The 12,451-nt window shown below is 64.9% G+C and carries 13 protein-coding genes; all 13 read right to left on the bottom strand.

Annotation, left to right across the window (positions count from 1 at the left end; translation table 11 throughout):
• Nucleotides 1-69: 69 nt before the first annotated feature.
• Nucleotides 70-1,023 carry an HPr(Ser) kinase/phosphatase gene (gene hprK / locus ABT24_RS11420; protein WP_013121858.1) on the bottom strand — a complete coding sequence of 318 codons (954 nt, stop codon included), beginning with the start codon at nt 1,021-1,023 and terminating at the stop codon, nt 70-72.
• A gap of 99 nt (nt 1,024-1,122) precedes the next feature.
• Complete coding sequence (locus tag ABT24_RS11415) at nt 1,123-1,593, bottom strand: PTS sugar transporter subunit IIA (protein WP_276729417.1); 471 nt, start codon at nt 1,591-1,593, stop codon at nt 1,123-1,125.
• A 128-nt stretch (nt 1,594-1,721) separates the two neighbouring features.
• The gene (hpf, locus tag ABT24_RS11410) at nt 1,722-2,054 is read right to left on the bottom strand and encodes a ribosome hibernation-promoting factor, HPF/YfiA family (RefSeq protein WP_013104188.1); all 333 of its coding nucleotides are present in this window, start codon (nt 2,052-2,054) and stop codon (nt 1,722-1,724) included.
• A 535-nt stretch (nt 2,055-2,589) separates the two neighbouring features.
• Nucleotides 2,590-3,621, bottom strand: coding sequence for a substrate-binding domain-containing protein (locus tag ABT24_RS11405; protein WP_013104186.1), 1,032 nt, complete (start codon nt 3,619-3,621; stop codon nt 2,590-2,592).
• 61 nt (nt 3,622-3,682) lie between these two features.
• Nucleotides 3,683-4,483, bottom strand: a complete 801-nt coding sequence (gene tetH, locus ABT24_RS11400; protein ID WP_276732162.1) for a thiosulfate dehydrogenase — start codon at nt 4,481-4,483, stop codon at nt 3,683-3,685.
• A gap of 143 nt (nt 4,484-4,626) precedes the next feature.
• Nucleotides 4,627-4,959: a DMT family transporter gene (locus ABT24_RS11395; RefSeq protein ID WP_276732164.1), complete on the bottom strand. Its 333-nt coding sequence runs from the start codon at nt 4,957-4,959 to the stop codon at nt 4,627-4,629.
• A 57-nt stretch (nt 4,960-5,016) separates the two neighbouring features.
• Nucleotides 5,017-5,406, bottom strand: a complete 390-nt coding sequence (gene gloA, locus ABT24_RS11390) for a lactoylglutathione lyase (RefSeq protein WP_013104183.1) — start codon at nt 5,404-5,406, stop codon at nt 5,017-5,019.
• Nucleotides 5,407-5,484: 78 nt separating this feature from the next.
• Nucleotides 5,485-6,927 (bottom strand): cardiolipin synthase, encoded by a 1,443-nt coding sequence (gene cls / locus ABT24_RS11385; protein ID WP_276732165.1) that lies wholly within the window; start codon nt 6,925-6,927, stop codon nt 5,485-5,487.
• Between the two features lie 26 nt (nt 6,928-6,953).
• Nucleotides 6,954-7,838 (bottom strand): M48 family metallopeptidase, encoded by an 885-nt coding sequence (locus ABT24_RS11380; protein ID WP_276732166.1) that lies wholly within the window; start codon nt 7,836-7,838, stop codon nt 6,954-6,956.
• Nucleotides 7,825-8,562 (bottom strand): lysophospholipid acyltransferase family protein, encoded by a 738-nt coding sequence (locus tag ABT24_RS11375; RefSeq protein WP_276732168.1) that lies wholly within the window; start codon nt 8,560-8,562, stop codon nt 7,825-7,827. Before ABT24_RS11375 ends, ABT24_RS11380 begins: the two co-directional genes overlap by 14 nt.
• Before the next feature lie 10 nt (nt 8,563-8,572).
• The gene (gene gmhB / locus ABT24_RS11370; RefSeq protein ID WP_276732170.1) at nt 8,573-9,160 is read right to left on the bottom strand and encodes a D-glycero-beta-D-manno-heptose 1,7-bisphosphate 7-phosphatase; all 588 of its coding nucleotides are present in this window, start codon (nt 9,158-9,160) and stop codon (nt 8,573-8,575) included.
• Nucleotides 9,161-9,186: 26 nt separating this feature from the next.
• Entirely contained in the window at nt 9,187-11,304 is a 2,118-nt protein-coding gene (glyS, locus tag ABT24_RS11365; protein WP_276732172.1) for a glycine--tRNA ligase subunit beta, read from the bottom strand.
• Nucleotides 11,305-11,367: 63 nt separating this feature from the next.
• On the bottom strand, nt 11,368-12,390 hold the full coding sequence (gene glyQ, locus ABT24_RS11360) for a glycine--tRNA ligase subunit alpha (protein ID WP_276732174.1): 1,023 nt from the start codon (nt 12,388-12,390) through the stop codon (nt 11,368-11,370).
• Between the last annotated feature and the right edge of the window lie 61 nt (nt 12,391-12,451).

The raw sequence follows: 12,451 nt of genomic DNA, 5'->3' as shown, positions 1-12,451 counted from the left end.
CCGCCAGAGCACGGCGAGTAGCTTTTAAGTTCGCTCCGTCGCCCCGCTCTGTTGCCCTTCAGTCATCCTTCAGTCGTCCCCATCGCGCATGGCTTGGCGCTGGCGTTCCTGAAATTCGCTCAGGGTGTCGATACCCCGAAGTTGCAGAATGGTGTTGCGCACGGCTGACTCGACCAGCACGCCGAGGTTGCGCCCGGCTTCCACCGGGATCATCACCTTTCGAATCGGCACACCCAGCACATCTTCTTCCAGATTGCCTGCGGGCAGACGGTCGAAGTTGCGGTCGAGCACATCGCGGCGAATCAGGTGGCAGATGAGCTTGAGCCGCATTTTGCGGCGCACCGCGGTCTCACCAAAAATGGTCTTGATATCGAGCAGACCGATGCCGCGCACTTCCAGCAGGTTCTGCAACAGCGGCGGACAGCGGCCCTCGATGGTGTTCTGCGCCACACGCAGCAAGTCCACGCAATCATCGGCCACCAGGCCGTGACCCCGCGTGATGAGATCCAGCCCCAGCTCGCTCTTGCCCAGGCCGGACTCGCCAGTGATGAGCACGCCCAGACCGAGAATGTCCATGAACACGCCGTGCTGGGTGACGCGGTTGGCGAAGTGCTTGGACAGATAGGCGCGCAGCACGTCGATGGTGAAGGCGGCCGTCTCCGCGGTGCGAAACAGCGGCACCTGCGCCGCGTTGCATTCGTCGATCAGACAGGGCGGCGGCTCCTTGCCGTCGGCCAGCACCAGCGCCGGCGGCTCCAGGCCGATGATGCGGCGTATGCGCCGCAGACGGTCTTCCTGGTTGGAGTTGTTGAGGTAATCAACCTCGCGCCAGCCCAGGATCTGTACGCGAAAGGGGTGGATGTAATTCAGATACCCCACCAGATCTGCGCCGGAAGTCGCCCCCTCGACGGCGGCCATGTCGAAGCGACGCTCGGGGTTGCTCTGCCCGGCGATCCATTGCCACATGAGCTGCGCGGCATTGGCCTCGAACAGGCGTTCGGCGGCGAGGGTGGAAGCTTTCAAATCAGGCGGGGAAGATCATGGCGACTGTGTCGGGCCTGCGGCGCGGGTGGCAGTGCCTTGCGGCACCCCTGATGACGCCACTGGTGACGCCACTGAGACTCATGCTGCGGTTTGCAAAGGCGCCCAGGCGCTGATGCGGTGGTGCAGCACGGCGGCGTCGGCCTCGCTCAGGAGTTGTTCGCGCAGATCGGTATCGGAGAGCATTTCTGCGATGGCCGACAGCAGCTCGAGATGCTTGGCATTCGCGCTTTCGGGCACCAGCAACACCACCAACAGTGACACCGGCAGGTTGTCCGGCGCCTCGAAGGCGATGGGCTGACGCAAACGAATGACAGCGGCGCTCGGTTGCTTGAGCCCTTTGATGCGCCCATGCGGAATCGCCACGCCCTGACCGAGCCCGGTGGAGCCCAGCCGCTCGCGGGCGAACAGATTGTCGGTAATCAGCGCCCGGTTGAGTCCAAGGCTGTTTTCAAACAGCAGTCCGGCGTATTCAAACGCGCGTTTTTTGCTGCTGACGTCCACGTCGAGTTGCACATGGGTCGGCGGCAAAATCTGGGCAAGACGGTTCATGGGATCACGCTTGGGCCAAAGAGGACAGCGAGTTTAAACGGGTTTTGCGGCAGTTCGCCCTTGCCGCGAATCCCGCCCGGAAACTCCGTTGCGGATTCGCGGCAAGGGCGAACATCGGTGAATAGCGATCAACTCGCCAAGTGTTTGCCCGCAGTGGCCTGGTGATCGCGCAAGCGGTTCTTGTGCTCGACCACCTGCCGGTCCAGCTTGTCGACCAAGGTGTCGATGGCCGCGTAGAGGTCTTCGTCTTGACTTTCACAGAAGATCGATTTGCCCTTGACCATCAGATTGCATTCGGCACGTTGGCGCTTTTCCTTTTCTTTGAGTTTTTCCACACTGAGTAGCACGTTCACATTCACCACTTGATCGAAGTGCCGCACCACGCGATCGAGCTTGCTTTCGACATAACTGCGCAGGGATGGGGTGACATCCAAATGGTGGCCGCTGATGGTCAGATTCATAGTGAGGCTCCTGATTTCGGAAAGAAAAGAAACAGCAGGGCTGGGCGCCTTGCCGGGACGGTGTGTAGGGTGGTTCGACCTCCTGTGTTGTGCGCCGCGGCGCTGGTCCGTGGCGCGGTTGTGATTGATCTGTCAGATTCAGTGTGCTACCGCCCCCCGCCAAAATCAAGCCCACTCCCGATCTCTTCACCGGGTTTTTGCTGACAGTCGCCAAAACGTGCAAATGTTCACACTTGAAGGCTCACACTTTGCCGGCCCCAGTGAGGCGGACGCGCTGCAGGCAACAAAAAAATCGCCCCGGCCTTGCGGCGGGGGCGAATGAAGAGCCAATTTATGAAATGGGGCCCACCCCGAAATCCGTCGCTACGCGCGGATCTCCCCGCTCGGATTCGGCTCCGTCCAAGCTGCCGCAGGGCAGCTTGGAGCCGCGGGCCTCATCCCCCTCGGGGGGCCTGACGCGAACGCGGCAGGTCTGGGGCGCTCTCAAGGGGTAAGAAACTCTGAGGGCGGCCCGGCGAGTTTCTGGAGAGCCCGCTCAGCCGGGCTTGTGGGCCGACACTGGCTTGAAGTCGTAGCGCTCAAAAATTTTCAGCGCCGTGGGGGAGCGCAGGAATTCCGCCCACATCAGACCGGCCTTCGGGTGCGCGGCGCCCTTGACCACTGCGGCGGCGTATATCGCCGTGGTGTTTTGATCGGCGGGAATAGGCACGTTGCTGATGGGGTGACCCGCCTGTTCCTGGAAGATAGCTTCTGACTTCCAGGTCACACCGGCCTGCGCCACGCCCTGCATGAGATAAAGCGGCGTCTGGCGATGGTGGATGTGGGTGAGCGTGGTCTCGCCATTCTTCACCTTGGTGTCATAGACTGCCTGTTCCAGCGCATCGCCCCCGGCTTTCTTGAGCGAGGCCTCGATCTGCCGCGCCACGCCTTCCCAGGCGGGATTGGGCATGGACAGGGTGACGCCCGGCTTGCCCAGATCGGCCAGCCCGGTGATGTGCGCCGGATTGCCTTTGGGCACCATGATGGTGAGGTCGTTACTCACATAGGAAATGGCTTTGCCGGTGAGCACGCCGTCGTGAATGCCGGCCTCGATCTTTTTCAGCCCGGCGGCATACACATCGGGCTTGACCGTCCAGGTCATATTGCCCACGGTGATCGTGCCGCCAGCCTTCATCTGCTTGAGCAGAATGCCGGGGGGCAGGGTTTCGTAGAACACACGGCCCTTGAAGTCGGGATGCTCTTTCTCGAAGGCCTGCACCAGCGGCGCCATGGCGAAGTAGTAGTTACCGGCCACGAAGATCACCAGCTTGGGATGATCGAGATCGCCGTGAAAGTCGGGCAGATCGTTGACCTCCGGAACGGTGAATTCCAGGCCCTTGTTCAGCGCGGGGTTGTTGGCGCCGTGCTGCCAGGGCGGGAAAATGGTTTCCTTGTATTGCGGGGCATGGACTTTGCCCTGCCAGCCGGTGTCGGCCTGTTGCACCTGTTGTGCGTTGGCGAGCACCGGCAAGGCCAGCAGCAGCGCGGCCAGCAAGGGGGTGCCTGTGGCGAGAGGGATACGACGCATGAAAGTCTCCTTTTATAGATTTCGAGGGATGGATTGAGGCGGCCGAGTCCGCAGCGAACGCTCAACCGGCGTAGCGATAGCCCGCGTTTTCAAGCTCGACCAGCGTGCCTACGATGCCGGGCGTGAGCACGGCGCCGGGAATCAGATGGTTGGTGAATTCGGCAGCCATCTGCGCGTGCGAGACCTTGTCGGGGTTGCGACCGATGGCGTGCAGATGCCCGGTGAGTTCCCAGATGGCGTTGTGGCAGGCCAGAAACACCGCGCCGCGCTCTTGCAACACGGTGATGCTGTTGTCGGCCGGGGAATACACGCCCTTAGGGTCTTCGACCGATTTGGGGTCGGCATCGGCAGCGAGAGAAGTCTTGATCCAGGTATTCGTCTTGGCCTTGCCCTTGGTCAGGCTGCCCAACTGGTATTTGGCCCACAGCGCGTCGTCAAACAACGCGAGGTGCGCCGGGCCGTGCGTGGCCGAGACGGCCAGAAAATCGGGATGCTTGAACGACCAGATCTGCGCGTTCATCGAGTTGCGCATGAGATTGAGCCACGGCCCCTCCAGATTGGTGTTGTTCCACACTTGCTTGGGCTGACCGGCGTAGGCCAGCACCAGATCAAGGGCCTCGGCATCCCACTCGTCGCGGTTTTCCAGGACCATTTGCGTGGTCTTGAAGTCGCGGCGACGCGGGGCGGCGGCCAGTTTTTTGCCGAGCTCGGCCAGCGTGCTGGCGCCTTGCGGCATGAAGCGCTCTTGCGCCGAAGCGGCCTGGGCCGTTTTTGCGCCCAGCGCCGTCAGGCCGAGGCCCGCGACGAGAGTGGATTGCAGCGCCAGGCGGCGCGACGGTTGAACGGGACTTTGAGTCGACATACAAAAGCTCCTTGTGACATGCGCGGGAAAACCCGCGTTGACCCAGAGCTTATGAGGCCGAATTCATAAAGACAAACGATTATTTGAAATCATATGCATCGATCGAATCGATAGATTTCAGCCGCGACTGCCCGCCCCGGGGCTTAGTGCGCCACCGATTTGGAGAACAGGTGGATGACCAGCACCCCGGCGAGAATCAGCCCCAGCCCGACGAGCGCGGGCAAGTCGAGCGACTGGTGATAAACCACATAGCCGATCAGGGTGATGAGCACGATGCCCACGCCCGACCAGACGGCATAGGAAATGCTCATCGGGATGGTCTGCATGGTGCGTGACAGCAGGTAAAACGCCAGGGTGTAGGCCGCCACGACCACCACCGAAGGGGCCAGACGCGTAAAGCCGTGCGTGGCTTTGAGCGCAGTGGTGCCGATCACCTCGGCCGCTATCGCGCCGAACAGAAATAACCAGGATTGCATGGAACGAGCATAGCGGCCGGACGTGTCAGCTTCGGCCGGATGCGGCGCCCGCCCGGCTCACAACGTACCGTGCTGAATCAGCTCGATCTTGTAGCCGTCCGGGTCTTGCACGAAGGCGATGATGGTGCTGCCCCCGGCGACCGGGCCGGCCTCGCGGGTGACCTTGCCACCGGCTGCCTTGATGCGTGCGCAGGCCGCGGCCGCGTCGTCCACGCCCAGAGCGATGTGGCCGTAGGCGGTGCCCAGGTCGTAGTGATCGACGCCGTAGTTGTAGGTCAGCTCCAGCTCGGCCTGCGCCGGGTTGGGCTCGAAGCCGAGAAAGGCCAGGCTGTATTTCTGCTCGGGGCGGTCGGTGGTGCGCAGCAGCTTCATGCCGATGACCTGGGTGTAGAAATCGATGGAGCGCTGCAGATCGCCGACGCGCAGCATGGTGTGGAGAAAACGCATGAGAAATCCTGTGAAAAAGATCGGGCCCCAAAGCGTAGCGCGCGGTCGGGCGACGCGCTCGCGGCAGCGTGACTCGACCTACAGAATGGGGCCGACGATGGCCAGAGCGTTCTGCCACAGTTGCCTGGGCGCGCTCCAGGCGGCCACTTCGTCCAGGGTGATGCGGCGGCTACTGGCGAGATACTGCTCCTGCCTTTCGCGTAATGCCGCGGTGATCGCGGCGTCGAGCAGCAGGATGTTGTTTTCGTAGTTCAGGTCAAAGCTGCGCCGGTCCATATTGGCCGAGCCGATGAGGCTGAGATGGCCGTCTACGGTGATGGACTTGGTGTGCAGCAACCCGGGACTGAACTCGTAAATGCGCACCCCGGCTTCGAGCAGGGCGCGGTAGTGGCTGCGCGAAGTGGCGGCCACGGCGAAGTCGTCGTTGCGGGCGGGGAGAATAAGCGTGGCCGACACCCCGCGGTTGGCCGCGGCGCACAGCGCGGCCTGCAGCGCGGGCACGGGCACGTAATACGGCGTGGTGATGACCAGATCGTGCCGCGCGGCAAAGATGAGCGCCTCGAAAAGTTCGGGCATGGCCGCCCTTCGGTCGGTGGGGCCGGTGGCGATGACCTGGGCGATGAAGCCGTCTTGACCGTTTTGGATTTGCGGCAAGGGCTCGGCGAGCAGGGCGGTGAGGTCGTCGCCGTCGTTGCCCATCCAGTCCGTGGCGAAGAGGTGCTGGTTCTGGCGCACCACCGGGCCTTCGAAGCGCACGAACAGATCGACCCAGGGGCCGTATTTCGCCTTGGGCAGGAAGGCGGGGTCGGCGCAGTTCTGGCTGCCGCTGTAGCTCAGGCGGTTGTCGATGACGACGATCTTGCGGTGATTGCGCAGGTCGATGCGACCCCGCAGCGCGCGCAGCAGCGGATTGCCCACGGGCAGCGCCCGCAGCACCTGCACGCCAGCGGCGACCAGCGCAGGCCACTGCGCGCTGCGGATGAACGCGTGCGATCCGAGGTCGTCCACCAGGGCGCGGCAGCTCACGCCGCGCGCGGCGGCGCGGCGCAGGGCATCGGCCACGCGGCGGCCGTTGCCATCGTCCAGCCAGATATAGAAGAGCAGGTGCACGCTGTACTGCGCCGCGTCGATGTCGGCCACGATGCGGGCGATGGCGGCGTTCGAGTCGGCCATCAGTTCGGCTCGGTTGCCGCCGACCGCCGAGTAGCCGCTGATCGACGTGCCGAGGCGGAACAGCGGCGCGTCTTGGTCGGGCGGCAGCGCGGCGTTTGTCGGCCAGCCGGGGGCGGTTTCAGGGCGGGGCAGACCGCGGGCGACGGCGCTCAGCCGCTCGGCCCGTCGGCGGCCGATCTGGGTCGTGCCAAACAACAGATAGGCCAGAACGCCGAGGTAGGGAAAGGCCAACAGCATGAGCAACCAGGCCACCCGCGACTCGGGCTGGCGATGCGCGCGCAGCAGCACATGCACCGCGCAGGTCAACGTCAGCGTGAGGTGCAGCAGCAGGAAGAGCAGGGGCGTCATGGGAAGCTGGCCGGGCTCACTCCCGCTCAACCCCAGGGCGGCAGCACGCTTTTGCGCAGTTGCGTGCGGGCCTGTTGGTATTCGGGATAGAGGCTGCCGACATGCGCCCAGAAGCGTGGGCTGTGGTTCATCTCGCGCAGATGCGCCACTTCGTGGGCGACGACGTAATCGACCAGTTGCGGGCTGAAGTGCAACAGACGCCAATGCAGGCGGATGCTGCCGTCGCTCTTGGCGCTGCCCCAGCGGGTGGTGGCGGCGCTGAGTTTCACCGCAGTCACGCGCACCCCGAGTTGGGAGGCGAAATGCGCCACCCGCGCGCTGAACAGCCCCAGCGCCTGTCGCTGCAGCCAGGCGGCCACGCTGTCGCGCACTTGCTGCGCACTGCTGCCTGGAGGCAAGGGCAGGTGAAGTTCGGCGCGGGCTTCGTCCCACTGCAACTGGCTGGCGCCGCGCAGCCGCAGAGTGAGGTGCTGGCCGAGATAGGGGATGCGGCCGCCATCGGCCCACTCGATGCGCGCGGCCTGCAGCGCCTGCAGACGCTGTTCGCGCTGTCGCAGCTTGCGCTGCACCCAGGCGGCGTGCTGCTGCAGAAACTGGGCGATAGACGCGCCGCTGGCTAGGCGCGGGGCGTGCAGGCTGACGCCGCGGTCGTCCACCCGCAGCGCCAGGGTGCGGCGGGCGGCGCGATGCAGCGACCAGTCAAAACGGTGGATGCCGTCGTCATATCGCTGCGTCGGCACGCCAGCGCGGGGTATTGAGACCGGCGGCGAACCTGGGGATGAGCTCACCGCGGCTCCTGGCGCCGGGGCGGCGATAGGGGCGGAAGCGGGCGTCGGCTCGTCCCAGTCGAACAAACCCAGTTGCGCCGAGCCGGGCAAGGCGGCGCGGCCGGAAGACTCAGCGCGGGGCATGCGCGTAGGCCTGCGGATCGAGACGGCGCATTTCGGCCTCGATCCATCGTTCGACCTCGGCCATCATTTCGGCGGGCTTGCGGCCTTCGGGCGAAATGGGTTTGCCGATGGACACCTCCACCACGCCGGGGGTTTTGATGAAGGCCTGGCGCGGCCAGCAGCGCGCCGAAGTCACGGCGATGGGCACCACCCAGGCGCCGGTGGCGATGGCCAGCCGCGTGCCGCCTGTTTTATAGACGCCCTGCTCGCCGCGCGCAGTGCGCGTGCCTTCGGGAAACATGATGATCCAGTTGCCCTGCTTGAGAATCCGGCCGCCCTGTTTTTCCACCCGGCCGAACGCTTCGGCGCGCTTGCTGCGGTCGATGTGCACCATGTCCAGCCGCCCCAGCGCCCAGCCGAAAAACGGCACATAGAGCAGCTCACGCTTGAACACATAGGCCAGCGGACGCGGCATGATCAGCGGCAGCGCCAGCGTCTCCCAGGCCGACTGATGCTTGGCCAGCAACACGACCGGGCCGTCTGGCAGGTTCTCCATGCCGGTGATATGGCTGCGTATGCCGCAAATCACGCGCGCACCCCAGACCGACAGATGCACCCAACCCAGGGTGAAGCGATACAGCCGCGTGCCACGAATGAAAATGGACAGAATCACCACGATGACCGCGTAAGGCACCACCGTCACGATCAGCCACGCCATGTAAAGCAGAGAACGGAAAAAACGCATGGCGGCTCGGTCACGCCGGGTCTGGCGTCTTGTCGGAAGTCTTTTCAGACCCCGCCTTGGGTTGCTCCAGCAGCCAGGCGGCGAAGGCTGCCAGATCGTCGTGCACCCGGGTGCCCGCGGGCAGATTGCCCAGATCGGCCAGACGCTCGCCCTTGCCGGTGCGCACCAGATGCAGCCCGCACCCCAGCGGCTCCCCGGCCTGCAAATCACGCACGCTGTCGCCCACCGAAGGCACGCCTTGGAGATTCTCCAGCTCGTAGCGGCGGGCGATGTCTTGGAACAAGCCGGGCTTGGGTTTGCGGCAGCTGCAGTGATCTTCCGGCGCGTGCGGGCAGAAGAAAATGGCGTCGATGCGCCCGCCTACCGCCGCCAGCGCCTTGTGCATCTTGCGATGGATGGCGTTTAGCGTGCTCATATCGAACAGGCCCCGCCCAATGCCCGACTGATTGGTGGCCACCGCCACATGCCAGCCCTCGTGGTTCAGCCGGGCAATGGCCTCCAGGCTGCCGGGAATGGGCACCCACTCGTCGGGCGACTTGATGAAATCGTCGCTGTCTTGGTTGATGACGCCGTCGCGGTCGAGGATGAGCAGTTTCATGCCGTGATTGTCGTGCAGGATGGGACTCAGGCCGCAAGACGCGACAAATCGGCCACTTGGTTCATTGCCTCCTGCAGCCGCGCCAACAGGGCCAGGCGGTTGGCGCGCAGCGCGGGGTCTTCGGCGTTGACCATCACCTGGTCGAAGAAGGTGTCCACCGGGACTTTCAGCGCGGCAAGCATCTTGAGCGCGGCGGTGTAGTCGCCTGCCGCGTAAAGCTGCTGCACCTGCGGCGCCACGGCATTCAAGGCTTGCGACAAGGCGATTTCGGCGGGCTCGACCAGCAGCTCGGCGTTGAAGCCACTGCCGTGTTTCGCGCCTTCGGATTTGCGCAGAATATTCCCCACCCGTTTGTTCGCCGCGGCCAGCGCGGCGGCTTCTGGCAAGGCGGCGAAGGCGCGCACCGCTTCCAGGCGGCGCGGCACATTGGCCAGAATTTGCGGACTGAGGGCCAGCACCGCGTCCACCTCCTGCGCCGTCCAGCCCTGCTCGCGCAGCAGGTTGGCCAGACGGTCGTAGAGGAAGGTCTGCACATCGGCGCTGGGGTCTGAAAACCCGGCCACGCCGCTGAACACCGGCACCGCATTTTCCAAATAACGCGAGAGTTCGATGCCCTGGCCGCGCTCCATCAACATGCGCAAAATGCCCAGCGCATGGCGACGCAGCGCGAACGGGTCTTTGTCGCCGGTCGGGCGTTCGCCGATGCCGAACAGGCCGACCAGGGTTTCGGTCTTGTCGGCCAGTGCCAGCGCAAAGCCCACGTCGCTGCGCGGGAGTTCGTCGCCAGAAAAACGCGGCTTGTAGTGGTCTTCGATGGCCTCGGCCACCCTGGCGTCTTCGCCATCATGCGCGGCGTAGTAACGCCCCATGACGCCCTGCAGTTCGGGAAACTCGCCGACCATGTCGGTCAGCAGATCGGTCTTGGCCAGCAGCGCGGCGCGCTCGGCCTGCTCGACCGGAAAGGACGGCGGAATCTGCCTGGCAATGCCCCCTGCGAGCGCCTGCACCCGCCGCATGCGCTCGCCCTGCGAGCCCAGCTTGGCGTGATAGACCACCTTGTCGAGGCCGGGCACGCGGTCTTCGAGGCGCTTCTTGCGGTCTTGCTCGAAGAAGAATTGCGCATCGGCCAGACGCGGGCGCACCACGCGCTCGTTGCCTTCGATGACCGCGCTGGGATCGGTCGGCGAGATATTGCTGACCACGAGAAAACGGTGGGTGAGCTTGCCCGCCGCGTCGAGCAGCGGAAAGTATTTCTGGTTGGCCTTCATCGTGAGGATGAGGCACTCCTGCGGCACGGCGAGAAAGGCCGGATCGAACTGGCACAGCAGCACATTCGGGCGCTCGACCAGAGCGGTAACTTCGTCGAGCAGCGCGGCATCGTCGATGGGGTGCAGACCCGGCCCGGCCTGTCGCGCGGTGGCCTGCAACTGCGCCGCGATTTCGGCACGGCGCGCGTCGAAGCTGGCGATCACCGCGCCTTGTTCGCGCAGTTGGTCGGCGTAGCTGTCGGCGTCGCGCAGCACGATGGGATCGGACTGGGCCTCAAACCGATGGCCGTGCGTTTCGCGTCCAGCCGTCAGCCCCAGCGCCTGCACCGGCACGACATCGGCGCCATGCAGGGCGACCAGACCATGCGCGGGGCGCACGAACTTCACCGTGGTCCAGCCATCTTCCAACTGGTAGGCCATCACCTTGGGGATGGGCAGTTTGGCGATGGCCTCGGCGAGCGCCTTCTGCAGGCCCTCGGCCAGTGAGGCGCCGGGCGCCACGGTGTCGATGAACAGGGTTTCGGCTTTGCCCTCGCCTTCGCGCCGCAAGCGGGGGGCGGCGTCGGCACCCAGGCCCAGCGCGCCGAGCTTTTTGAGCAAGGCCGGGGTGGGCTTGCCGTCGGCATCCAGCCCCACGGCCACGGGCACGAGCTTCTGCGCTACGGCCTTGTCGGCCGCCTTGGCAGCGACGGCGGGGATGCGCACGGCCAGTCTGCGCGGGCTGGCGTAGGGCGTCGGCTCGACGTCAGAAGCGGCCAGTCCCTGAGACCGCAGACTCGCGGCCAGGGTGCGGGCGAAGGACTCGCCCAGCGCGGGCAGCGCCTTGGGCGGCAGTTCTTCAACGAAGAGTTCGACAAGCAGGTTCTGTGGGTTCATGGCGGGCAATTGCAGGCCGCCGCCGGCCCGCGACAGCAGCGCGGGCACGGCGTGCGGCAGACGTCAGGCGGCTTTCTTCTGGGCGAGCTGGGCAGAGACTTCGTCTGCCCAGGCGCGGGGCGCCAGCGGGAAACCCAGACGAGCGCGACTGTCGAGGTATTCCTGCGCCACGCCGCGCGCCAGGTTGCGAATGCGGCCGATGTAGGCGGCGCGTTCGGTGACGGAAATCGCGCCGCGGGCGTCGAGCAGATTGAAGCTGTGCGCCGCTTTGAGCACCTGTTCGTAAGCGGGCAGCGCCAGTTGCGCGGCCATCAGCGCCTTGGCCTGCTTTTCATGCGCGGCAAAGGCGGTCAGCAAAAAGTCCACATCGCTGTGCTCGAAGTTGTAGGCGCTCTGCTCGACTTCGTTCTGGTGGAACACGTCGCCGTATTTGAGAAGGGTAGGAGCGCCGCCGGGCCGCCCCAAGGCGCTCGCGCCCCCTGGGGGGGCAGAGCCCGCTCGCGCGGGCGTGGGGGCAGCCGCTTCACCGGCGACCTCGGTTTCGGTCCAGACGAGGTCGTACACGCTCTGCACGCCCTGCAAATACATGGCCAGACGCTCCAGGCCGTAGGTGATTTCGCCGGTCAGCGGCTTGCAGTCGATGCCGCCGACCTGCTGGAAATAGGTGAACTGGGTGACTTCCATGCCGTTGAGCCAGACCTCCCAGCCCAGCCCCCAGGCGCCCAGCGTGGGGTTCTCCCAGTCGTCTTCAACGAAGCGGATATCGTTGGTCTTCAGGTCGAAGCCCAGCGCCTGCAGACTGCCGAGATAAAGATCGAGGATGTTGTCGGGCGCGGGTTTGAGCACCACCTGAAACTGGTAGTAATGCTGCAGTCGGTTGGGGTTGTCGCCGTAGCGGCCATCTTTCGGGCGACGGCTGGGCTGCACATAGGCGGCCTTCCAAGGCTCGGGGCCGAGGGCGCGCAGAAAGGTGGCGGTGTGGCTGGTGCCGGCGCCCACTTCCATGTCGTAGGGCTGAAGAACGGCACAGCCCTGCCGGGCCCAATAGGTTTGCAGGGTGAGTATGAGGTCTTGAAAGGTGCGCATGGAATCGGCCTTAAAGAAGGCGCCATTGTAGAAACCCGCCGCTACGCAACGCGCAGCAGCA

Origin of the sequence: Thiomonas sp. SCN 64-16, assembly GCF_001725585.1 — a bacterium.
Lineage (GTDB): Bacteria > Pseudomonadota > Gammaproteobacteria > Burkholderiales > Burkholderiaceae_C > Thiomonas > Thiomonas arsenitoxydans.
This window is presented reverse-complemented; position numbering and strand designations above follow the sequence as displayed.